General features: G+C 62.2%; 19 protein-coding genes. 17 read left to right on the forward strand and 2 right to left on the reverse strand.

What is annotated here, in order from left to right:
- Positions 1-35: 35 nt before the first annotated feature.
- Positions 36-944: a hypothetical protein gene (locus OSC50_RS07925; protein ID WP_181081518.1), complete on the forward strand. Its 909-nt coding sequence runs from the start codon at positions 36-38 to the stop codon at positions 942-944.
- Positions 945-984: 40 nt separating this feature from the next.
- Here OSC50_RS07925 and OSC50_RS07930 read toward each other — a convergent pair whose 3' ends face one another.
- Positions 985-4260, reverse strand: a complete 3276-nt coding sequence (locus OSC50_RS07930; protein WP_266246158.1) for a PAS domain S-box protein — start codon at positions 4258-4260, stop codon at positions 985-987.
- 70 nt (positions 4261-4330) lie between these two features.
- Positions 4331-5221 carry a LysR family transcriptional regulator gene (locus OSC50_RS07935; protein ID WP_181081912.1) on the reverse strand — a complete coding sequence of 297 codons (891 nt, stop codon included), beginning with the start codon at positions 5219-5221 and terminating at the stop codon, positions 4331-4333.
- Between the two features lie 139 nt (positions 5222-5360).
- Here OSC50_RS07935 and leuC point away from each other — a divergent pair, with 139 nt between their 5' ends.
- From leuC to OSC50_RS08015, 16 genes are all read left to right on the forward strand, one after another.
- Entirely contained in the window at positions 5361-6779 is a 1419-nt protein-coding gene (gene leuC, locus OSC50_RS07940) for a 3-isopropylmalate dehydratase large subunit (RefSeq protein ID WP_266246156.1), read from the forward strand.
- 10 nt (positions 6780-6789) lie between these two features.
- On the forward strand, positions 6790-7434 hold the full coding sequence (gene leuD / locus OSC50_RS07945; RefSeq protein WP_034099174.1) for a 3-isopropylmalate dehydratase small subunit: 645 nt from the start codon (positions 6790-6792) through the stop codon (positions 7432-7434).
- A gap of 126 nt (positions 7435-7560) precedes the next feature.
- Positions 7561-8325: a class I SAM-dependent methyltransferase gene (locus OSC50_RS07950; protein ID WP_253508540.1), complete on the forward strand. Its 765-nt coding sequence runs from the start codon at positions 7561-7563 to the stop codon at positions 8323-8325.
- 52 nt (positions 8326-8377) lie between these two features.
- The gene (leuB, locus tag OSC50_RS07955) at positions 8378-9460 is read left to right on the forward strand and encodes a 3-isopropylmalate dehydrogenase (protein ID WP_181081915.1); all 1083 of its coding nucleotides are present in this window, start codon (positions 8378-8380) and stop codon (positions 9458-9460) included.
- 64 nt (positions 9461-9524) lie between these two features.
- On the forward strand, positions 9525-10637 hold the full coding sequence (gene asd, locus OSC50_RS07960; protein WP_181081916.1) for an aspartate-semialdehyde dehydrogenase: 1113 nt from the start codon (positions 9525-9527) through the stop codon (positions 10635-10637).
- 236 nt (positions 10638-10873) lie between these two features.
- Positions 10874-11884 (forward strand): aspartate-semialdehyde dehydrogenase, encoded by a 1011-nt coding sequence (locus tag OSC50_RS07965; protein ID WP_181081666.1) that lies wholly within the window; start codon positions 10874-10876, stop codon positions 11882-11884.
- Positions 11885-12048: 164 nt separating this feature from the next.
- Positions 12049-14592: a FimV/HubP family polar landmark protein gene (locus OSC50_RS07970; RefSeq protein ID WP_266246152.1), complete on the forward strand. Its 2544-nt coding sequence runs from the start codon at positions 12049-12051 to the stop codon at positions 14590-14592.
- Positions 14593-14750: 158 nt separating this feature from the next.
- Positions 14751-15575: a tRNA pseudouridine(38-40) synthase TruA gene (gene truA, locus OSC50_RS07975; protein WP_266247482.1), complete on the forward strand. Its 825-nt coding sequence runs from the start codon at positions 14751-14753 to the stop codon at positions 15573-15575.
- 64 nt (positions 15576-15639) lie between these two features.
- Complete coding sequence (locus OSC50_RS07980; RefSeq protein WP_181081664.1) at positions 15640-16272, forward strand: phosphoribosylanthranilate isomerase; 633 nt, start codon at positions 15640-15642, stop codon at positions 16270-16272.
- A 244-nt stretch (positions 16273-16516) separates the two neighbouring features.
- Positions 16517-17437, forward strand: a complete 921-nt coding sequence (gene accD, locus OSC50_RS07985; RefSeq protein WP_034099158.1) for an acetyl-CoA carboxylase, carboxyltransferase subunit beta — start codon at positions 16517-16519, stop codon at positions 17435-17437.
- Entirely contained in the window at positions 17434-18741 is a 1308-nt protein-coding gene (gene folC, locus OSC50_RS07990) for a bifunctional tetrahydrofolate synthase/dihydrofolate synthase (protein WP_266246151.1), read from the forward strand. Before accD ends, folC begins: the two co-directional genes overlap by 4 nt.
- Positions 18725-19378, forward strand: a complete 654-nt coding sequence (locus OSC50_RS07995) for an SPOR domain-containing protein (protein WP_266246150.1) — start codon at positions 18725-18727, stop codon at positions 19376-19378. The genes folC and OSC50_RS07995 overlap by 17 nt, the downstream gene beginning before the upstream one ends.
- Before the next feature lie 187 nt (positions 19379-19565).
- On the forward strand, positions 19566-20123 hold the full coding sequence (locus tag OSC50_RS08000; protein WP_034099153.1) for a CvpA family protein: 558 nt from the start codon (positions 19566-19568) through the stop codon (positions 20121-20123).
- A gap of 41 nt (positions 20124-20164) precedes the next feature.
- On the forward strand, positions 20165-21670 hold the full coding sequence (gene purF, locus OSC50_RS08005) for an amidophosphoribosyltransferase (protein WP_181081661.1): 1506 nt from the start codon (positions 20165-20167) through the stop codon (positions 21668-21670).
- A gap of 65 nt (positions 21671-21735) precedes the next feature.
- Positions 21736-22947, forward strand: coding sequence for an O-succinylhomoserine sulfhydrylase (locus tag OSC50_RS08010; RefSeq protein ID WP_181081660.1), 1212 nt, complete (start codon positions 21736-21738; stop codon positions 22945-22947).
- Between the two features lie 11 nt (positions 22948-22958).
- Positions 22959-23723, forward strand: a complete 765-nt coding sequence (locus tag OSC50_RS08015; RefSeq protein WP_181081659.1) for an SDR family oxidoreductase — start codon at positions 22959-22961, stop codon at positions 23721-23723.
- Positions 23724-23764 lie beyond the last annotated feature (41 nt).

Raw genomic sequence — 23764 nt, forward strand, 5'->3', positions numbered from 1 at the left:
ATCGGTATGACGGTCGTTGAGTCTGGGAGGAGAGGATGCGTGTTTCTTTTTTTAAGCGTGAAATTTTTTATCCTCGTTTGAATAACGAACAGCGGAGTATAAAAACGTCTCGGTGCGAGGCTGGGTTTATACCGATGTCGAATAATGCTTCTATCCAGCCTTTTGGTGGGGCGGCGCGGTCCATTCAAACTATGAAGTCGCCGGGTACTTACAATACCGGCTTTATGTGGAGTCAAACATTGTTCAATGCGGTGCGCAGTGTAATGGCCGTATTGGGGCGATGGTGGCAGCCTGTGCCGCCACCGCCACCAACGATTCCGTTGCCGCCCTCGGTCGTCGTACCTGACTTGCCTTCGCCCGTCAGCCCTGATGTGACACCCGGTAAAAAGCCCAGGGATATATGGGGCGGATTCCGGCAGGGCCCGGACGGCAACTGTGTGACGGTGTCTGCGATCAAGGCTGCGATGATGCGGTTTGGCCAGAAACCGTCGGATATATTTGCCGAGGTCAGACGCGTCAGTGACGGTTATCACGTAAAGATGCGAGATGGTTTTAAACTGCAGCTCAGTGAGTCCGAGTTGCAGGCCGCGGCTCGGCGGGCGCAATTTATAGGCAATGATCAGGAGATGCTGCGCGACGCACAGTTCTTATTTGCCGTGAGTGCCAAGCGAGCCCAGATGGAAAATAATGACGGCACGGCGGCGCGCAGTTTTAATCACGCCATAAGAACTTTGAATGATGGCGAATACTCCAGGGAAGGTTTGCTGCGGTTAGGCTTGAAACATCATCTTAAGGCGGTGCCATTATCTGCATTGTTGAACGGCATGATCGGTACGATCGAAAGGCGCGGTCATTCAGTTGCGGTAATAGAGGGGGTCGAAGAGTTGTGGGGGCGGCGCGGTGGTAGACCTTATTGGCCGGAATCGATAACAGGCCTTATTTAATTGGTTGCTGTTGTTTAATGTTCGGCGGGCGTCTGCGTCATTATAAGAGTGCCGTAAACCCTTCGATCGGCAACGGTCGGCTGTGCAGGTACCCCTGGTATAAATGGCAGCCCAGTTTTTGCAGGAACGCCAGTTGCTCAGGGGTTTCCACGCCTTCGGCAATCACCTCCAGATTCAAGCTGCGGGCCATGGCCACAATGGCGCGGATGATTTCGGCATCGTTGGGGTCGTGGGTCGCGTCGCGCACGAACGATTGGTCGATTTTCAGCGCGTCCACCGGCAAGCGCTTGAGGTAGGTCAGCGACGAGTAGCCGGTGCCGAAGTCATCCATGGCAAAGCTCACGCCGAGTTTCTTCAGGCGGCGCATCTTGCTGATGGTGTCATCCAGGTTCTGAATCACGATGCCTTCGGTGATTTCCAGCTTCAGCAGGCTGCAGGGCAGGGCATGCTGCTGCAGGCTGCGCTCCACTCGCTCGACGAAGTCGTTCTGGCGGAACTGCCTGGGGCTTATGTTCACGCACAGGCTGAAATTCAACGGGTCGATCTTGCCTTCCTGAAGCAATTGCCCAAACGCCGCGCAGGCCTCATCGAGAATCCAGGTGCCGACTTCCAGGATCAGGCCGCTGTCTTCCAGCACTTTGATAAATTCCGCCGGCGACTGCGCGCCCAGTTGCGGGTGTTGCCAGCGCACCAGCGCTTCGGCGCCGACGATTGTGTTGCCGCGCGCGTCAACCTGGGGCTGGTAGTGCACGCTGAACTCGCCACGTGACAGGGCCAGGCGCAGGTCGGTTTCCATGCGCAGGCGTTCGCTGGCGGTCCTTTGCATGCTGTTGTGAAACATCTGAGTGGTGTTGCGGCCCGAGTCCTTGGCGCGGTACAGGGCGATGTCGGCACGCTTGAGTAAATCGGCCGGCGTGGAACCGTGATCGGGAATCAACGCCACGCCCATGCTTGGCGTGACCTGCAGGCGGTGACCATCCAGAAACATCGGCTCCGAGAGCAGCTCGCGCAGCGTGTTGGCCAGGCCCTGCACCTGGCGGCTGACCTCCAGGCGCGACCCCTCCAGGCCGCTGAGCAGCACCACGAACTCATCGCCGCCCAGGCGCGCCACCGTGTCTTCCATGCGCACGCTGGCCTCAAGGCGCGCCGTGACGATTTTCAGCACGGTGTCGCCCACCGGATGGCCGAGCGAGTCGTTGATGTGTTTGAAGTGATCCAGGTCCAGGAACAGCAGCGCGCCGCGCAGGTTGTGGCGCTTGAGCAAGGCAATCTGCTGGCTGAGACGGTCCATCAGCAGCGCGCGGTTGGGCAGGTTGGTCAGCGGGTCGTGATAAGCCAAGTGACGAATCTGCGCCTGGGCGTTTTTCAACAGGCTGACGTCCCGCGCCGTCAGCAGCAGGCACGGGATTTCATTCAAAGTGATGGGCTCCACCGAGACTTCCACGGCCAGCAACTCGCCGCGCTTGTTGCGCCAGAGCATCTCCAGGTGGTTGATGCGGCCCTTTATCTGCAGTTCGGCCAGCAGCGCCGAGCGCTGGTTGTCATCGGCCCAGATGCCGATCTGGTAGAGGGTCAGGCCGATGGCTTCTTCGGATCGGTAGCCGGTCAGGCGGCAGAAGCCATCGTTGACTTCCACGTAGCGGCCGGTGTCGCGCTCGGTGATCGAGATCGCGTCCGGGCTGGAATGAAATGCCTTGGCGAATTTCTCTTCGCTGGCTTTCAGGGCGGCCTCCGAACGTTGCTGCTGAGTGATGTCGCGCAAGGTCGTAACAATGCACGGTTGATCGCCCACTTTGATCAGGCGGCTGGAAATCACACAGGTCAGGTTGCGGCCGTCCTTATGCCGGGCCACTACGGCCACATTATTCAGGGCTTTCTCCCGAATCACCCGCTCGATTCTGCCGACGCGCTGGCTGGCGTCGTCCCACAGGCCGATCTGGTCGGCGTTCTTGTCGAGCACCTCGGCGGCGGTCCAGCCGAAGGTTTGGGTAAAGGCCGGGTTGATCTCGATAAACACGCCGCTGTCCTGGCTGGTTACGCAGATCGGGTCGGGGCTGGCCTGGAACAGGCTGGCGAATTTTTCTTCGGAGGCGCTCAGGCGTTGTTCGCGTTCGACCTGGTCGGTGATGTCCAGCAGGGTCCCGGCCATGCGCAGTGGCGCACCCTGATCGTCGCGGTACAGGCGGGCGCGGCTTTCCAAGTAACGCGAGCTGCCGTCCTCCATGGGCACGCGGTAGGTCAGTTGATAGCTGCCGGCCGGGCCTTCGCGCAGGGTACGGTAAGCGTGGCGCATGTTGTCGCGCTCTTCCTCGGGCATGCCCTCGAAGAACGCGTCGAAGGATTCATGGAAGGGCTCCGGCGGCAGGCCGTGCAGTTGGGCGGCGCGGGCCGAACCGTAGAGCATGCCGCTGGGGATGTGCCAGTCCCAGGTGCCCAGTTGCGCGGAGTCCAGGGCCAGGTCGAGGCGTTCCTGGCTGTCTTTGAGGGCTTGCTCGGCGTTCTTGCGTTCGGTGGTGTCGAGAAAGGTGCTGATCAGGTACGCCTCGCCTTCGAGCTCGACTTTTTGCGCGCTGAGCGTGCCGTCATGGACTTGGCCGTTGCTGGCGCAGAATTGCACCTCCATGGTGATGGGCTGGCCTTTGCGCTGGGTGGCTTTGACCAGTTGCGCGCGTTGTGCGGGATGGCGCCACAGGCCCAATTCCAGGGTGGTGCGGCCGAGCGCCTCGGCGAGAGGCCAGCCGAAGAGCATCTCGAAATATTGGTTGGCTTCGCTGATCAGGCCGTCGGCCTGGCGGGTCAGCAGCACCATATTCGGACACAGGTGGAACAGCGTGGCGAAGCGCTTTTCGGAGTGCCTGAGGGCACGTTCGCGCTCGCGCTGCTCAGTGATCTCGCGGATCACGCCGATCATGCGGCGACGTCCGGCTTTGTCCGGCAGCAGGCTACCGTTGACTTCCAGCCAATGGTACGTGCCATCGGGCCATTGGATGCGGTGGTGCATGGCCTGTTCGAACGGCTCGCCCGCCAGCACCGCATGAAAAGCGCGCACCACGCGGGCGCGGTCGGCCGGGTCCAGCAGTTCGAGGTAGTCCAGGTCCTTGGGCAAGGGCTGGCGTGGATCGAAACCGAACAGCGCCTGGGTGCCCCGTGACCAACTGATACGCCCGCTGTCGATGTCCCAGCACCAGGCGCCCAATCGCGCGGCGTTCAGCGCGGCCAGCAGTTGCGGGGCGCTGTCCCAGCTTTGTTCGGCCTCGCGAGGGTCGAGGGCGTAGATGCGAGGCAGCGGTGGCACGGAATCGACGGGGGTGCGCATTATCAAAGGGCCTTGGCTCACTCATGGGCAAACAGCGCGGCTTGACTTCAGGAAACCGGGACGCACAGGCTCATGCCGGTTGCCCCGGCAATTCGACCTGTGCATCCAACAGGCTCATAAAAGCCCGCGCAGCGTTCGACAGCGTCCTTTCGGTGTGCACGATATAGCCTAGCTGGCGACTGAGCTGTATGCCCGGCAAAGCGACACTGGCCACCTGGTCGTCGAGCATGGTGCGCGGCAGCACGCTCCAGGCCAGGCCGATGGACACCATCATCTTGATGGTTTCCAGGTAGTTGGTGCTCATCGCAATATTCGGGGTAAGCCCCTGGGCCTCGAACAGCCGGCTGACGATATGGTGGGTAAACGTGTTGCCGCCGGGGAACACCGCAGGGTGGCCGGCAATATCGGCCAGGCTCACACGGCCATGGCCGGCCAGGCTGTGTTCCGGCGCGACCACGAAATCCAGTGGGTCGTCCCACACCGGGGTGGCACTTACCAGGTGATGAGGATCGGGCGCCAGGGTGATCACCGCCACTTCAGCGCGGCCATGCAGGATTTCTTCGTAGGCCACTTCCGAATCCAGAAACTGAATATCCAGCGCCACATTAGGAAATTGCCGGGTAAACGTGCGCAGCACCGGGGGCAAGCGATGCAGTCCGATGTGGTGGCTGGTGGCGAGGGTGAGCCGTCCGCTGACTTCGCCGTTGAGGTTGGTGAGGGCGCGGCGGGTGTCGTCCAGCACATTGAGGATTTGATACGCGCGCGGCAGCAGGGCGCGCCCGGCTTCGGTCAGGCCGACCTCGCGCCCCAGGCGATCGAACAATCGTACGTTGAGCTGCTGCTCCAGGCCGGCAATGCGCTTGCTGATGGCCGGCTGCGTCAGGTGCAGGCGCTCACCGGCCCCGGAAAAGCTGCCGGTTTCAGCGATGGCAATGAAAGCGTTGAGGTTGGCCAGGTCCATTGTCGTATTCCAGTTGGTAATCCAAAGCATAAAAAATATGAATTTGAGTTATTTAATGTAGCGCCATACCATCAGCCTCACAAGCCAAAGGGTTATTGAAAAGCCCGGCGTATGAAATACAGCTGATGAGGACCGACTGATGGCCGGCAAAACGCTTTACGACAAGCTTTGGGATTCCCATGAAGTGAAACGGCGCGATGACGGGTCGTCGCTGATCTACATCGACCGTCACATCATCCATGAAGTGACCTCGCCCCAAGCGTTCGAAGGCCTGCGACTGGCCGGGCGCAAGCCTTGGCGCGTCGACTCCATCATTGCTACCCCGGACCACAACGTACCGACCACTCCAGAGCGCAAGGGCGGCATCGAAGCGATCGCCGACCAGGTGTCGCGCCTGCAGGTGCAGACGCTCGACGATTACTGCGATGAATATGGCATCACCGAATTCAAGATGAATGACGTGCGTCAAGGCATCGTGCACGTGATCGGCCCGGAGCAGGGCGCCACCTTGCCGGGCATGACCGTGGTCTGCGGCGACTCGCACACCTCCACCCACGGTGCATTCGGCGCCCTGGCCCATGGCATCGGCACCTCCGAGGTGGAACATGTGTTCGCGACCCAGTGCCTGGTCGCCAAAAAGATGAAGAACATGCTGGTACGCGTCGAAGGCACCTTGCCGTTCGGCGTGACCGCCAAGGACATCGTCCTCGCGGTGATCGGCAAGATCGGCACCGCCGGCGGTAACGGCCACGCCATCGAGTTCGCCGGCAGCGCGATCCGCGATTTGTCCATCGAAGGCCGCATGACCATCTGCAACATGTCCATCGAAGCCGGTGCGCGTGTGGGCATGGTGGCGGCGGATGAGAAGACCGTTGAATACGTCAAAGGTCGTCCATTCGCACCGCAGGGCGACGATTGGGACGCTGCGGTCGAAGCCTGGAAGGACCTGGTGTCCGATGCCGATGCGGTGTTCGACACCGTGGTTGAACTCGACGCTGCCCAGATCAAGCCGCAAGTCAGCTGGGGCACTTCGCCGGAAATGGTGCTGGCCGTCGACCAGAACGTGCCGGACCCGGCGCAGGAAGCCGATCTGGTCAAGCGTGGTTCCATCGAGCGCGCCTTGAAGTACATGGGTTTGAAGGCCAACCAGGCGATCACCGACATCCAGCTGGATCGCGTGTTTATCGGTTCCTGCACCAACTCGCGGATCGAAGACCTGCGCGCCGCGGCGGTGATCGCCAAAGGCCGCAAAGTGGCTTCGACCATCAAGCAAGCCATCGTGGTGCCGGGCTCGGGCCTGGTCAAAGCGCAAGCCGAGGCCGAGGGCCTGGACAAGATCTTCCTCGAAGCCGGTTTCGAGTGGCGTGAACCGGGCTGCTCGATGTGCCTGGCGATGAACCCGGACCGTTTGGAATCCGGCGAGCATTGCGCGTCCACCTCCAACCGTAACTTCGAAGGGCGCCAGGGCGCCGGTGGGCGAACCCACCTGGTCAGCCCGGCCATGGCCGCTGCGGCTGCCGTCAACGGTCGTTTCATCGACGTTCGCGAATTGATCTGAGGAATACCCGATGCGAGCTTTTACCCAACACACCGGTCTTGTCGCACCGTTGGACCGTGCCAACGTCGACACTGACCAGATCATCCCCAAGCAATTCCTGAAGTCGATCAAGCGCACCGGCTTCGGCCCTAACCTGTTTGACGAGTGGCGTTACCTGGACGTGGGCTACGCCTATCAGGACAACTCCAAGCGCCCGCTCAACAAGGATTTCGTGCTCAACGCCGAGCGTTACCAAGGCGCCAGTGTATTGCTGGCCCGGGAAAACTTCGGTTGCGGCTCCAGCCGTGAACACGCGCCGTGGGCGCTGGAAGAATACGGCTTTCGTAGCATCATCGCGCCTAGCTTTGCCGACATCTTCTTCAACAACAGCTTCAAGAACGGCCTGTTGCCGATCATCCTGAGCGACGCCGAGGTGGACGAGCTGTTCCAGCAAGTGGAAGCCACTGTGGGCTACCAGTTGACCGTAGACCTGGCCGCGCAGACCGTGACCCGTCCGGACGGCAAGGTGTACCACTTTGAAGTGGATGCCTTCCGCAAACACTGCCTGCTCAATGGCCTGGACGATATCGGCCTGACCTTGCAGGACGGCGATGCGATTGCGGCGTTCGAAGCCAAACACCGGGCCAGCCAGCCTTGGTTGTTTCGTGACGCGTAAATTGATGTAGGCAGGACCGCCGCCATCGGGGGCAAGCCCCTCCCACAGGGGCCCGCATTCCAAATGTGGGAGGGGGCTTGCCCCCGATGAGGCCAGTGTTAACAACACAAATCCAGGGGAAACACCATGAACGCCACCGCCCACACCCAAGTCGTGCAAAAACAATTCGGCGAACAGGCCTCGGCCTACCTGAGCAGTGCTGTGCACGCCCAGGGCACAGAATTCGCGCTGCTCCAGGCCGAGCTGGCGGGGCAGGGCAGTGCACGACTGCTGGACTTGGGCTGCGGTGCCGGTCATGTGAGTTTCCATGTAGCGCCATTGGTCAAGGAAGTCGTGGCCTACGACCTGTCCCAGCAGATGCTCGACGTAGTGGCTGGCGCCGCGCAGGATCGCGGTCTCACCAATATCAGCACGGTAAACGGCGCCGCCGAGCGCCTGCCGTTTGCCGACGGCGAGTTCGATTTTGTATTCAGCCGCTATTCGGCTCACCACTGGAGCGACCTGGGCCTGGCCCTGCGCGAAGTGCGCCGGGTGCTCAAGCCGGGCGGTGTGGCGGCCTTTATCGATGTGTTGTCACCCGGCAGCCCGTTGCTGGACACTTACCTGCAAACCGTCGAAGTGCTGCGCGACACCAGTCATGTGCGCGATTACTCTGGCGCTGAGTGGATGCGCCAGCTCAGCGAAGCCGGCTTGCACGTGCGCAACAGCAGCCGCCAGCGTCTGCGCCTGGAATACACCTCCTGGGTCGAGCGCATGCGTACACCGCAGGCCTTGCGCGCGGCGATCCTTGAGTTACAGCAGGCGATGGGCCAGGAAGTGCGCGATTACTACGAGATTCAGGCCGACGGCACTTTCAGCACCGACGTGCTGGTGGTCTGGGCCGAACGCTGATTAATTTTCCCGACCCGCCCGCGGGCAGGTCGCTCGATGAAATGAGGAACCCATGAGCAAGCAGATTCTGATTCTCCCTGGCGACGGTATTGGTCCGGAAATCATGGCCGAAGCGGTCAAGGTCCTGGAGCTTGCCAACAGCAAGTACAGCCTGGGCTTCGAATTGAGTCACGACGTGATCGGCGGCGCTGCCATCGACAAGCACGGCGTGCCCCTGGCCGACGAAACCCTGGACCGCGCCCGCGCCGCCGATGCCGTGCTGCTTGGCGCCGTGGGTGGCCCGAAGTGGGACAAGATCGAGCGTGATATCCGCCCTGAGCGCGGCCTGCTGAAAATCCGCGCGCAACTGGGCCTGTTCGGCAATCTGCGCCCGGCGATCCTCTACCCGCAGTTGGCCGATGCGTCGAGCCTCAAGCCGGAGGTGGTGTCGGGCCTGGACATCCTGATCGTGCGCGAGCTGACCGGTGGTATCTATTTCGGCGCGCCACGCGGTGTGCGCGAGCTGGAAAATGGCGAGCGCCAGGCCTATGACACCCTGCCGTACAGCGAGAGCGAAATCCGCCGTATCGCCCGTGTCGGTTTCGACATGGCCCGCGTACGCGGCAAGAAGGTCTGCTCGGTGGACAAGGCCAACGTCCTGGCTTCCAGCCAACTGTGGCGCGAGATCGTCGAGGAAGTGGCCAAGGACTACCCGGACGTCGAACTGAGCCATATGTACGTCGACAACGCGGCGATGCAGCTGGTACGCGCGCCCAAGCAGTTCGACGTCATCGTCACCGACAACCTGTTCGGCGACATCCTGTCCGACCAGGCCTCGATGCTCACCGGTTCCATCGGCATGCTGCCGTCGGCGTCCCTGGATACCCACAATAAGGGTATGTACGAGCCGTGCCACGGTTCGGCGCCGGACATCGCCGGGCAGGGCATTGCCAACCCGTTGGCGACTATTCTGTCGGTGTCGATGATGCTGCGTTACAGCTTCAACCTGAGCGACGCGGCGGATGCCATCGAGAAGGCCGTGAGCCTGGTGCTGGACCAGGGCCTGCGCACCGGCGACATCTGGTCGCAGGGTTGCACCCGGGTCGGTACGCAAGAAATGGGCGACGCAGTAGTCGCCGCGCTGCGGAATCTGTAATCTCTCGGGCCCGCTTGCAGTTGTTGCTGCAAGGCGGCCCACTTTTTAACAAGGTGTAGTTGCGATGAAACGTGTAGGTCTGATCGGTTGGCGCGGTATGGTCGGTTCCGTGCTCATGCAGCGGATGCTGGAAGAGCAGGATTTCGATCTTATTGAGCCGGTGTTTTTCACCACGTCGAACGTCGGTGGCCAAGGGCCGTCCGTGGGCAAGGACATTGCTCCGCTCAAGGATGCCTACAGCATTGACGAGCTCAAGACCCTCGACGTGATCCTGACCTGCCAGGGTGGCGACTACACCAGCGAAGTGTTCCCCAAGCTGCGCGAAGCCGGCTGGCAGGGTTACTGGATCGATGCCGCCTCGAGCCTGCGCATGCAGGATGACGCGGTGATTATCCTCGACCCGGTCAACCGCAAGGTCATCGACCAGCAACTGGACGCCGGCACCAAGAACTACGTCGGCGGCAACTGCACCGTCAGCCTGATGCTGATGGGCCTGGGCGGCCTGTTCGAAGCCGGGCTGGTCGAGTGGATGAGCGCCATGACCTATCAGGCCGCTTCCGGCGCCGGCGCGCAGAACATGCGCGAGCTGATCAAGCAGATGGGCGCGACCCACGCGGCTGTCGCCGATCAATTGGCCGACCCGGCCAGCGCGATCCTCGACATCGACCGCCGCGTGGCCGAAGCCATGCGCAGCGATGCTTACCCGACCGAGAACTTCGGTGTGCCTTTGGCCGGCAGCCTGATCCCGTGGATCGACAAGGAACTGCCGAACGGCCAGAGCCGTGAAGAATGGAAGGCCCAGGCCGAGACCAACAAGATCCTTGGCCGCTTCAAGAGCCCGATCCCGGTCGACGGTATCTGCGTGCGCATCGGCGCCATGCGTTGCCACAGCCAGGCGCTGACCATCAAACTGAACAAAGACGTGCCGATCGCCGATATCGAATCGTTGATCAGCCAGCACAACCCATGGGTCAAGCTGGTGCCGAACAACCGCGAGATCAGCATGCAGGAGCTGAGCCCGACCAAGGTCACCGGCACCCTGAACGTGCCGGTGGGCCGTCTGCGCAAGCTGAACATGGGCACCCAGTACCTGGGCGCGTTCACCGTCGGCGACCAGCTGCTGTGGGGCGCGGCCGAACCGCTGCGTCGCATGTTGCGGATTCTGCTGGAGCGTTGATCGCCTGAGGCGTTAAGAGAAACCCGCGTTCTGGTGACAGGCGCGGGTTTTTTGTTGTGCGTTCGGGCGCTATCGGGGCAAGCCCCCTCCCACAGTGGAATGTATTCACAATTCAAAGGTGGGAGGGGGCTGCCCCCCGATAGCGCCATCCGCCCCACCACACCCCCACACCAATTGCCTCACTCCCGGCCACCCGGTAAAGTGCCGCTCCCCCCGCACTGCCCGAGGCTACCGCCATGACCCAGACCTTTGAAATCGCCGTGATCGGCGCCACCGGCACCGTGGGTGAAACCCTGGTGCAGATTCTCGAAGAGTTGGATTTTCCGGTAGGCACCCTGTACCTGTTGGCGGGCAGTAACTCCGCCGGGGCCTCGGTGCCGTTTCGTGGCAAGAACGTGCGGGTCAGGGAGGTCGATGAGTTCGACTTCAGCAAAGCGCAGCTGGCGTTTTTCGCCGCCGGTCCGGCCGTGACCGTAAGCTTCGCCCCGCGCGCCACCGCGGCGGGTTGCTCGGTGATCGATCTGTCGGGCGCGCTGCCCGCCGAGCAGGCACCGCACGTGGTGCCGGAGGCCAATGCCCATGTACTGGACGGCATGCGCAAACCTTTCCAGCTTGGCAGCCCGAGCCCATCGGCGACCCACCTGGCGGTGGTGCTTGCCCCGCTGCGGGGTCTGCTGGATATCCAGCGCGTGAGCGTCACCGCCTGCCTGGCTGTGTCGGCCCAGGGGCGCGAAGCTGTCAGTGAGCTGGCGCGGCAGACGGCGGAGCTGCTTAATGTACGCCCGTTGGAACCGACGTTCTTTGATCGTCAGATGGCCTTTAACTTGCTGGCGCAGGTCGGAAAGCCCGATGCCCAGGGGCATACCGACCTGGAGAAAAGGCTGATACACGAATTGCGTGCCGTGCTGGACACTCCGTTGCTGAAAATTAGCGCAACGTGCGTTCAAGCCCCGGTGTTTTTTGGCGATAGCCTGACAGTGTCCCTGCAGCTGGCGGCGCCGGTCGACCTGGCCGCCGTGAATCGTGCACTGGATGCGGCGCCAGGCATTGAACGGGTCGAGGAGGGCGATTACCCGACTGCCGTAGGTGACGCAGTGGGCCAGGATGTGGTCTATGTTGGGCGTATACGTGCCGGCGTGGATGACCCGGCGGAACTAAATCTTTGGGTGACGTCAGATAACGTACGCAAAGGCGCCGCGCTGAACGCCGTGCAACTGGCGCAGTTGTTGATAAAAGGCCTTGCGTAAAAGATACTTGGCGGCAATTTATAGATTGATTCTAACCAGGCGCTATGCTTGGCCCCAAGCAGGAACAATTGCGCGTCGGTGACCTATCGGCTCGCCATGCCTTATATGGCAGCGGTTACCAACCTTCTCGCAAGCCGGGGAGTGTTCAAACAAAGGATGAGGCTATGGTTCAAGTTCGCAAACTGGTGTTAGCAATAGCGGCCGCCTCGGCGCTGTCCTCCGGTATGGCGCAGGCGCTCCAGTTGGGGGAGATGACCCTCAAGTCGAAGCTGAACCAGCCCTTGTCGGTGGAAATCGAATTGCTCGATGTCGGTGGCCTGACGGCTTCCGAGATCACGCCGAGCCTGGCGTCGTCCCAGGCGTTTGTGGATGCCGGGGTTGACCGTCAGGCGTTTCTCAACGACCTGACGTTCACCCCGGTGGTCAACCCCAACGGCCGCAGCGTGGTGCGCGTCACCTCCAGCAAGCCATTGCCCGATTCCTACATCCGGTTCCTGCTGCAGGTGCAGTGGCCCAACGGCCGTTTGATGCGTGACTACAGCGTGCTGCTTGATCCGGCCAAGTTCGATCAGCCGACGACCACCCCCGCAGCGGCACCACGTTTGAATGCGCCCGCCACTGTCGCACCGGCGGTGACCAAGCCCGCCCAGCACGTCACCACCTCCCGCGACACACTCTGGGAAATCGCCGAAAAAAACCGCAATGGCGGCTCGGTGCAGCAGACCATGCTGGCCATCCAGGCGCTTAACCCGAATGCGTTTGTCGACGGCAACATCAATCGTCTCAAAACCGGCCAGGTCCTGCGCCTGCCGGACACCGTGCAAAGCACGGCGCTGCCGCAACCCCAGGCGATTGCCGAGGTAAGGGCGCAGAACGATGCCTGGCGTCAGGGGCGGCGCAGTGCGGCCAACCAGCCGGCCGGCAAGCAGCAACTGGATGCTACCAGGCGCACCCAGGCAGGCAACGCGCCCGCAACCACTGGAACCCAGGACAACCTGAGCCTGGTTTCTGTAGAGGCGGCCAAGAAGGGCGCCAGGGGCAAGGCCGGCGACAGCCAGGTACTCAGCGACAAGCTGGCAATGACTCAGGAACAGCTGGACACCACGCGCCGCGACAACGAAGAGCTGAAAAGCCGTGCCGCCGACCTGCAGAGCCAGCTCGACAAGCTGCAAAAGCTGATTCAACTGAAAAACGATCAACTGGCGCGTCTGCAGGCTGAAAAAGTCGACCCCGCCGCCCCGGCGACAGCGGCCATCCCGGCACAGCTGGCCGCCGACCCCGCCGCAACCCCGGCCGTGCCTCCCGCCGCGGCTGAAACAACCCCGGCCACGCCCGCACCGGTAGCGCCTGCGCCTGAGCCGATCAAGGCGGACGCGGCGCCTGCTACGCCGACCGAGGGCAAGTTCAACGAGCTGCTGACCAACCCGATTGTGCTCGGTGTGGTCGGCGGTGCGGCAGCCTTGATTGCGTTGTTGCTCCTGTTGCTGTTCGTGCGCCATCGCAACGCTCGTCGCGAGGAAGAAAAGCACCTGCGTATGGCGCGTGCGCTGGCCGAAGAGCCGGAGTTCAGCTCCAATATCGACCAGGACCTGCCGCCGGACAGCTTCGAAGGCCTTGAAGTACCGCCGCCGAACGTCAAGCTGGCGGCTACGCCGTCACCTGCGCCGGTGATCGAGCCGGTGGTCGCCGCACCGACCGTTGCCTCCGTGCTGGCGCCGCTGGCCGCCGCCGTGGCGCCGCAGAACGCCAATGACGCCTTGGCGCTGGCTCAGTCACATATTGATCGTGGCCTGCTCAACCAGGCCGCCGATGTGCTGGAACAAGCGATCAAGCATGAGCCCAAGCGCAGCGATCTGCGCCTGAAGCTGATGGAAGTCTACGGCCTGCAAAACGACAAGGACGGCTTCGTGACCCAGGAGCGTCAACTGGTGGCCAACGGTGAAAACCACGCCCAGGTCGAGCAGCTCAAGGCACGGTTCCCGGCAATGGCGGTACTCGCCGCAGGTGTCAGCGCAGCGGTCGCCGCGGCGGCCCTCGACGCGCAGTACGTCAAGGAGTTGCTGGAAGACAAGCCGGCGGCGCCCGAGAACTTCGATACGGATTTCGACCTGAGCCTGGACGAGCTGGAATCGACGTCGCCGGCCGAGCTCAAGGGTGATCAGCAGACGTTCGAATCGCTGCTCAAGGAGCAGACCCAAGCCAATGCGGCCAAGGATGACCTCTCGGATTTCGACTTGCAGTTGGATGCACCGACGTCGACCCAATCGGATGAGGATTTCCTCTCGGGCCTGGAAGGCGAGATGAAAGACGTGCCGGCCGTCGAGCCGCCAACCCTGACGCCGGCCGCGCTGGAAGACTTCGACCTGCCGGAAGACTTTGACTTGTCCCTGGCGGACGAGCCCGAGTCAGAGGCCAAGCCGGACGCGTTCGCTTCGGAGCTGAATGACGTCAACGCGGAGTTGGACCGTTTGTCCCAGAGCCTTGAACATCCAACCTTCACGGCGCAGGACGCCGCGTTGGGCGACGATGAGCCTGAGTTCGACTTCCTCTCCGGTACGGATGAAGTGGCGACCAAGCTGGACCTGGCCCAGGCCTACATCGACATGGGCGACGCCGACGGCGCGCGGGATATCCTTTCCGAAGTGCTGACCGAGGGTGACGAAGGGCAGCGCGGCGAGGCCAAGGAGATGCTCGGCCGGCTGGCATGATCGTCGTTCAGTGATACTGCGGCGGCCTTCGGGCCGCCGTTTTGCTTTGCGGCTCTGCAAACACATGGCGTCCCAAGCATGTCGCCTTATAATGGCGGCTTTTGCGCAACTCATCAGGCTCTCAGTTCTTGGCAAATATAGATAACGCGGCCGCCGAAATGGCGGCCGCAGGCTTTTACCGCATCGCCCTGGGCGTGGAATACAAAGGCTCGCGCTATCGCGGCTGGCAGCGTCAAGCGTCAGGCGTGCCGACGGTGCAGGAAACCCTGGAGAGCGCGCTGTCCAAAGTCGCCGCCTCGCCGGTGTCGCTGATGTGCGCCGGGCGTACCGATGCCGGCGTGCATGCCTGCGGCCAAGTGGTGCATTTCGACACCCAGGCCGAGCGCACGATGAAGGCTTGGGTGATGGGGGCCAATATCAATTTGCCCCATGATGTCAGCGTCAGTTGGGCCAAGGTGATGCCTGCGCATTTTCATGCGCGCTTCAAGGCTATCGCGCGGCGCTACCGCTACGTGATCTACAACGACCAGATCCGTCCGGCGCACCTCAATCAAGAAATTACCTGGAACCACCGCCCGCTGGACGCCGAACGCATGGCCGAGGCGGCGCAGCATCTGGTCGGCGTGCATGATTTCAGCGCGTTCCGTGCCGGCCAGTGCCAGGCCAAGTCTCCGATCAAGGAAGTCCATCACCTGCGTGTGAGCCGACACGGCAAGATGATTGTGCTGGATATTCGCGCCGGGGCGTTCCTTCACCATATGGTGCGCAACATCGCCGGCGTGCTGATGACTATCGGCGCTGGCGAGCGTCCGGTGGAATGGGCCAGGGAAGTGCTGGAAAGCCGTATCCGCCGCACCGGTGGGGTGACCGCGCACCCGTTCGGCCTGTACCTGGTGCAGGTTGAATATCGGGATGAGTTCGAGTTGCCGGAGCGCTTCATCGGTCCACACTTCCTCACAGGTTTCAGTGAACTTGGCGGCTGACGCCCGGAATAGCTTTTGTTACCATCCGGGACTTTCTCGGCTCAACCCCTGAGGTTTCTACGATATGTCCGCCGTTCGCAGCAAGATTTGCGGGATTACCCGCATGGAAGACGCGTTGGCGGCCGTCGAGGCGGGGGCGGATGCCATCGGTCTGGTGTTTTACGCCAAGAGCCCGCGGTCGGTGAATGTATTGCAGGCGCGGGCGATCATTGCCGCATTGCCGCCGTTTGTGACCACCGTGGGGCTGTTCGTCAACGCCAGTCGCTGCGAACTCAACGAAACCCTGGATGCCGTGCCGCTGGACATGCTGCAGTTCCATGGTGATGAAACCCCCGACGAATGCGAAAGCTACCAGCGCCCCTATATCAAGGCGCTGAGGGTCAAGGCCGGTGATGATATCGCCAGTGCCTGCGCCGCCTATGCCGGTGCGCGCGGAATACTGCTGGATACTTATGTCGACGGAGTGCCGGGCGGCACCGGTGAAGCGTTTGATTGGACGCTGATCCCCGAAGGGCTGAGCAAGCCGATTATCCTGGCCGGCGGGCTCACCCCGGCGAATGTCGGCGACGCCATCCGGCAGGTGCGGCCCTACGCGGTGGACGTCAGCGGCGGGGTGGAGCAGGCCAAGGGCATCAAGGATCACAGCAGGATTCGCGCGTTCATGCAGGCCGTGCGCAACAGCAGTGGCGGGATGTGACGGCTGGCAGTCTGCCGCCGTCCATAACTACCACTGTGTAAAACAGCCCGACGCCGCCTGCGGGTGGCTCGGAAACGAAGTGGCAACCTTGCATCGGCAGGTTGTCTGGAAGGCTGAGGGCACAGGCTGGAAATGGCAGGTCGAACGTCTGACCCCGTCCAGTCTGTGTTATCGCCACATATGAATTTAGCTCAAGGGCATACGCGGGGCTGAGTTCAAGCCACCGGTACTGGAGAAAGAAAGCATGAGCAACTGGTTAGTAGACAAACTGATCCCTTCGATCATGCGTTCCGAGGTGAAGAAAAGCTCGGTTCCTGAAGGTCTGTGGCACAAGTGCCCATCCTGCGACGCGGTGCTTTACCGCCCTGAGCTGGAAAAGACCCTGGACGTTTGCCCCAAGTGCAACCACCACATGCGCATTGGCGCTCGCGCCCGTATTGACATCTTCCTGGACGCCGACGGCCGCAATGAACTGGGCGCCGACCTGGAGCCGGTTGATCGGCTCAAGTTCCGCGACGGCAAGAAATACAAGGATCGTTTGACCGCAGCGCAAAAACAGACCGGCGAGAAAGACGCGCTGATCTCCGTCAGCGGTAAGCTGCTGGGTATGCCTGTCGTGGTGTCGGCATTCGAATTCTCCTTCATGGGCGGCTCCATGGGCGCCATCGTCGGTGAGCGCTTCGTGCGCGCGGCCAACTATGCGCTGGAAAATCGCTGCCCGATGATCTGCTTCGCCGCCTCCGGTGGCGCGCGCATGCAGGAAGCCTTGATCTCCCTGATGCAAATGGCCAAGACCTCTGCGGTACTGGCGCGTCTGCGCGAAGAAGGCATTCCGTTTATCTCCGTGCTGACCGACCCGGTCTATGGTGGGGTTTCCGCCAGCCTGGCGATGCTCGGCGATGTGATCGTCGGCGAGCCGAAAGCCTTGATCGGTTTTGCCGGCCCGCGTGTGATCGAGCAGACGGTACGCGAAAAACTGCCGGAAGGTTTCCAGCGCAGCGAGTTCCTGCTGGAGCACGGCGCCATCGACATGATCATCCCGCGCGGCGAACTGCGTCCGCGCCTGGGCAACCTGCTGGCGCAAATGATGGGCTTGCCGACGCCTGTTTACGTCGCGCCTAAAGTCGAGCCCATCGTTGTGCCGCCGGTGCCTGCAAACCTATGACCCAGCGGACCCTGGGCGAGTGGCTCGCCTACCTTGAGCAGTTGCATCCTTCCGCCATCGATATGGGCCTGGAGCGCTCGCAACAGGTAGCGGCCCGCCTGGGGTTGGGCCGGCCGGCGCCGCGTGTGATCACGGTGACCGGCACCAACGGCAAAGGCTCGACCTGTGCCTTTGTCGCCGCGTTGTTGCAGGCCCAGGGCCTGAGCGTGGGCGTGTACAGCTCGCCGCACCTGCTGCGCTACAACGAACGGGTGCAGATCAACGGCGTCCAGGCCACTGATGCACAACTGTGCGAGGCCTTCGCCGCGCTCGATGCCGGGCGTGGCGATATTTCCCTGACTTACTTCGAAATGGGCACCCTGGCGGCGTTCTGGCTGTTCGAGCGCGCGCAGCTGGATGTGGTGGTGCTGGAAGTGGGCCTGGGCGGGCGCCTGGACACGGTCAACGTGGTGGATGCCGACCTGGCGCTGGTCACCAGCATTGGCGTGGATCACGCCGATTACCTTGGTAATACCCGCGAGTCCGTGGCGTTCGAGAAGGCCGGCATATTCCGTCAGGGCAAGCCTGCACTGTGCGGTGATCTTGACCCGCCGCAGCCGTTGCTGGACAAAGTACGCGCGCTGGATTGCCCGTTTTACCTGCGTGGGCGCGATTTCAATCTTGAGATAGGTGATCAGTACTGGCACTGGCAAGGGCATGATGCGCGCGGCCAGGTCGTGACATTACCGGAGCTGCCACTGTTGAACCTGCCGATGGAGAACGCCGCCCTGGCGCTGCAGGCCTATCTGCTGCTGGATCTGCCCTGGCACGCCGAACAGATCGCGGCGACGTTGCTGGCGACCCGCATCACCGGGCGACTGGATCGTCGGGTGGTAGAATGGCAGGGCAAACGCCTGAATGTGTTGCTGGATGTCGGTCATAACCCCCACGCCGCCGAATACCTGGCACGGCGCCTGGCGCGCACGCCGCCGATCGGGCGTCGTCTGGCGGTCTTCGGCCTGCTGGCCGACAAAGACCTGGAAGGGGTGATTGCGCCTTTGCTGGGCAGCGTCCAGGCGTGGGCGGTAGCGCCGCTGGATACGCCGCGCAGTCGTCCCGCCTCGGAATTGGCGGCGGCGCTGCAGAACCTTGGTGCCCCGGTGACGTCGTATGCAAGCGTCATCGCTGCCCTTGAGGCGCAGTGTGCGGTGGCAACGGCCGAGGACGAGATTCTGTTGTTCGGATCATTTTATTGTGTTGCCGAGGCGCTCGAGTGGTTGGCCCGGCGCTCCACGGAGGAAGCTGCACATGGCATTACTGGATAGCGCTTATAAGCAGCGGATGGTCGGCGCGCTGGTGCTGGTGGCATTGGCGGTTATTTTCCTGCCGATGTTGTTTTCCCGTCAGGACGAACAACGCCAGGTCGTGGTCGAGGCGCCAGCTGCGCCGCAGGCACCGGTAATGCCGCAGGTACAGGTCGAGCCGGTAGTGGTGCCTGAGCCACAGGCCTTGCCGGAAGAAGAGCCCGTGCCGAGCGAGGCGGACGTGGCGGCGCAGCAGGCGCCGTCGATGCCGGTGCAGCCAAGCGTGCCGGTCGTCAAGCCAGCGCCCGCCGTGGCCGCCAAACCTGCCGCGCCGGCCCCCGCGCCCAAGCCGGTGGCGCCACAGCCTGCCGCGCCGGGCAAGCCGGAGGTAGGGCAGAGCCGTATCGACCCGAATGGCCTGTCGATCAGTTGGTCGATCCAGGTCGCCAGCCTGGGTAATCGCGAGGGCGCCGAGGCGTTGCAGAAGAAACTGCGCAGCCAGGGCTATAACTCCTATATCCGCAGCGCCGATGGCAAGAACCGCGTGTTTATCGGCCCGCTGATCGAGCGCGCCGAAGCGGACCGCTTGCGGGACTTGCTGGATCGGCAGCAGGGCCTGAAAGGGTTCGTAACTCGTTTCCAGCCTGAGCGTGGCTGAGTCAGCATCGTTTAAACCGGCAAGCCAATCACATGGGGCAGGGGGCTTGCCCATGGGTTTAGCGGTGAGGTTGAAATGTGATGGCTTCGCCACAAACTATTGATTTGCAAAGCAGCCGCAATCACCGCTTACCGATAGCCCGACGCTCTGCTAAAATGCGCCGCCTTATCTGTCCGTAGGCTCAAACGTGCCATTTACCTGGGTTGATTGGGCGATTGTCGCAATCGTCGCCATCTCCGCTTTGATCAGTCTAAGCCGCGGCTTCGTCAAAGAAGCACTGTCGTTGCTGACCTGGATCATCGCAGGAGTCGTAGCCTGGATGTTCGGTGGTTCACTGTCGGTTTACCTGGCCGGTTACATCGAGACACCTTCGGCTCGCGTCATCGCGGGCTGCGCCATCATGTTCATCGCCACGCTGCTGGTGGGGGCAATGGTCAATTATCTTATTGGCGAGTTGATACGTGTCACCGGTCTCTCCGGGACCGATCGATTTCTCGGCATGGCCTTCGGCGCCGCGCGTGGCGCGTTGCTGGTGGTCGTGGCGGTCGGGCTGTTGAGCCTGGGGCCGGTACAGCAGGATGCATGGTGGCAGGAGTCGGTACTCGTGCCAAAATTTCTATTGGTTGCAGATTGGTCCAAGAACCTCATATTGGGGTGGAGCAGTCAGTGGCTGGCCAGCGGCATCAGCGTACCCGCTGATATGCCGTTCAAGGAGCACCTCTTACCGGCCAAAACGCCTCAGTAAGCGGTACTCAGTCAAGATCCATTAAGTAGGGGTTGCGTCGCATGTGTGGCATCGTCGGTATCGTCGGTAAGTCGAACGTCAATCAGGCGCTGTATGACGCGCTAACCGTCCTCCAGCACCGCGGCCAGGACGCTGCCGGTATTGTGACCAGCCATGACGGCCGGTTGTTCCTGCGCAAGGATAATGGCCTGGTACGTGACGTGTTCCATCAGCGTCACATGCAGCGCCTGGTCGGACACATGGGCATCGGCCATGTGCGCTACCCGACTGCCGGCAGCTCGACGTCGGCCGAAGCTCAGCCGTTCTACGTCAACTCGCCTTACGGCATCACCCTGGCGCACAACGGTAACCTCACCAACGTTGAACAACTGGCCAAGGAGATTTACGAATCTGACCTGCGCCATGTCAACACCAGCTCCGACTCGGAAGTGTTGCTCAACGTGTTCGCCCATGAGCTGGCCCAGCGCGGCAAGCTGCAACCCACCGAAGAAGACGTATTCGCCGCCGTCACCGACGTGCACAACCGTTGCGTAGGTGGCTACGCGGTAGTGGCCATGGTGACCGGCTACGGCATCGTCGGTTTCCGCGACCCCCATGGCATCCGCCCGATCGTGTTCGGCCAGCGTCACACCGACGAAGGCGTCGAGTACATGATCGCTTCGGAAAGCGTGTCCCTGGACGTGCTGGGCTTCACTCTGATTCGCGACCTCGCGCCGGGCGAAGCGGTGTACATCACCGAAGACGGCAAGCTGCACACGCGTCAGTGCGCCGTGGCGCCGAAACTCACGCCGTGCATCTTCGAGCACGTCTACCTGGCGCGTCCGGATTCGATCATCGACGGCGTTTCGGTATACAAGGCGCGCCTGCGCATGGGCGAGAAGCTGGCCGACAAGATCCTGCGCGAGCGTCCCGAGCATGACATCGACGTGGTGATCCCGATCCCGGACACCAGCCGTACCGCTGCGCTGGAGCTGGCCAACCACCTGGGCGTCAAGTTCCGCGAAGGGTTCGTCAAGAACCGCTATATCGGCCGTACCTTCATCATGCCGGGCCAGGCCGCGCGCAAAAAATCGGTGCGCCAGAAGCTCAACGCCATCGAGCTGGAGTTCCGTGGCAAGAACGTGATGCTGGTGGACGACTCCATCGTGCGCGGCACCACTTGCAAGCAGATCATTCAGATGGCCCGTGAAGCCGGTGCGAAGAACGTGTATTTCTGTTCCGCCGCACCCGCCGTGCGCTACCCGAACGTGTACGGTATCGACATGCCGAGCGCCCATGAGCTGATCGCCCACAATCGCACGACCCAGGACGTGGCCGATCTGATCGGCGCCGACTGGCTGATCTATCAGGACCTGCCGGACCTGATCGAAGCGGTCGGTGGCGGCAAGATCAAGATCGATCAGTTCGACTGCGCCGTGTTCGACGGCAAGTACGTGACCGGGGATGTCGACGAGGCCTACCTGAACAAGATCGAGCAGGCGCGTAACGACTCGTCCAAGATCAAGACCCAGGCGGTCAGCGCGATCATCGATCTGTACAACAACTGAGTAGACACCGGCCCTGAGGGGCCGGTTTTGTATCTTAAATACCGTATTGAGTAAGGAGTGGCAGCATGAGTCAGGAATGGGATGCCGGTCGGTTGGACAGCGACCTCGATGGCGTAGCTTTCGATACCCTGGCTGTGCGTGCCGGCCAGCATCGCACGCCGGAAGGCGAGCATGGCGACCCGATGTTCTTCACCTCCAGCTACGTGTTCCGCACTGCCGCTGATGCCGCTGCGCGTTTTGCCGGTGAAGTGCCGGGCAACGTGTACTCGCGTTACACCAACCCGACCGTGCGCGCATTCGAAGAGCGCATCGCGGCCCTGGAAGGCGCCGAGCAAGCGGTGGCTACCGCGACCGGCATGGCAGCCATCATGGCGGTGGTGATGAGCCTGTGCAGTGCCGGCGATCATGTGCTGGTGTCGCGCAGTGTGTTCGGCTCGACAATCAGCCTGTTCGAAAAATATTTCAAGCGCTTCGGCGTCGAAGTGGACTACGTGCCCTTGGCGGACCTGTCCGGCTGGGACGCGGCGATCAAGGCCAACACCAAGCTGCTGTTTGTCGAGTCGCCGTCCAACCCATTGGCCGAGCTGGTGGACATCGCCGCCCTGGCCGAAGTGGCGCATGCCAAAGGTGCGATGCTGGTGGTCGATAACTGCTTCTGCACGCCCGCCTTGCAGCAGCCGCTGAAGCTGGGCGCGGACGTTGTGGTGCATTCGGCGACCAAGTTCATCGACGGCCAGGGTCGTTGCATGGGCGGTGTGGTGGCCGGTCGTGGCGAACAGATGAAGGAAGTGGTGGGCTTTCTGCGCACCGCCGGCCCGACCTTGAGCCCATTCAACGCCTGGATCTTCCTCAAGGGCCTGGAGACTCTCAACCTGCGCATGAAAGCCCATTGTGCCAATGCCCAGGCCCTGGCCGAGTGGCTGGAGCAGCAGGACGGCATCGAAAAGGTTCACTACGCAGGCCTCAAGAGCCACCCGCAGCACGAGTTGGCCCAGCGTCAGCAGCGGGGGTTTGGCGCTGTGGTGAGTTTTGAGGTCAAAGGCGGCAAGGACGGCGCCTGGCGATTTATCGACGCCACGCGTTTGATCTCCATTACCGCCAACCTGGGTGACAGCAAAACCACCATTACCCATCCGAGCACCACGTCCCACGGGCGCCTGGCACCGCAGGAGCGGGAAGCGGCCGGCATCCGTGACAGCCTGATCCGCGTCGCGGTGGGCCTGGAAGATGTGGCTGACCTGCAGGCCGACCTGGCTCGCGGGCTGGCGGCCTTGTGATCGAGTGGTCCATGGAAGCTGCGGTCGCCAGTAACGGTCGTGTTGCCCTGGTGACCGGCGCGGCGCGTGGCATTGGTTTGGGCATTGCGGCGTGGTTGATCAGCGAGGGTTGGCAGGTCGTATTGACCGACCTGGATCGCGAGCGTGGAGCCAAAGTGTCCACGGTGCTGGGCGACAATGCCTGGTTTATCAGCATGGACGTGGCGGACGAAAAACAGGTCGCCCAAGGGGTTGCCGAAGTGCTCGGACAATTCGGGCGCCTGGATGCGCTGGTGTGCAATGCGGCGGTTGCCGACCCGCATAACATCACGCTGGAAAGCCTGGATCTGGCGTACTGGAATCGTGTGCTGGCGGTTAACCTCAGCGGGCCGATGCTGCTGGCCAAGCACTGTGCGCCCTACCTGCGTGCCCACGGTGGTGCGATCGTCAACCTGGCATCGACCCGTGCGCGGCAGTCGGAACCGGACTGTGAAGCCTATGCGGCGAGCAAGGGCGGGCTGCTGGCGCTGACTCACGCGCTGGCCATCAGCCTGGGGCCGGAAGTGCGGGTCAATGCCGTCAGCCCGGGATGGATTGATGCGCGTGATCCCGCAGCGCGGCGCGCCGAACCGTTAAATGACGCCGATCATGCCCAGCATCCGGCCGGTCGAGTGGGTACGGTGGAGGATGTGGCGGCGATGGTGGCGTGGCTGCTGTCGCGCCAGGCCGGATTCGTGACGGGGCAAGAGTTCGTCGTGGACGGTGGCATGAGCAAGAAGATGATTTACAGCGAGTAGGGCGCATGCCTGTCTTGAAGCCATTTTGTCTTTTTCGGAAA

Origin of the sequence: Pseudomonas quebecensis (genome assembly GCF_026410085.1) — a bacterium.
In the GTDB taxonomy this organism is placed as follows: domain Bacteria; phylum Pseudomonadota; class Gammaproteobacteria; order Pseudomonadales; family Pseudomonadaceae; genus Aquipseudomonas; species Aquipseudomonas quebecensis.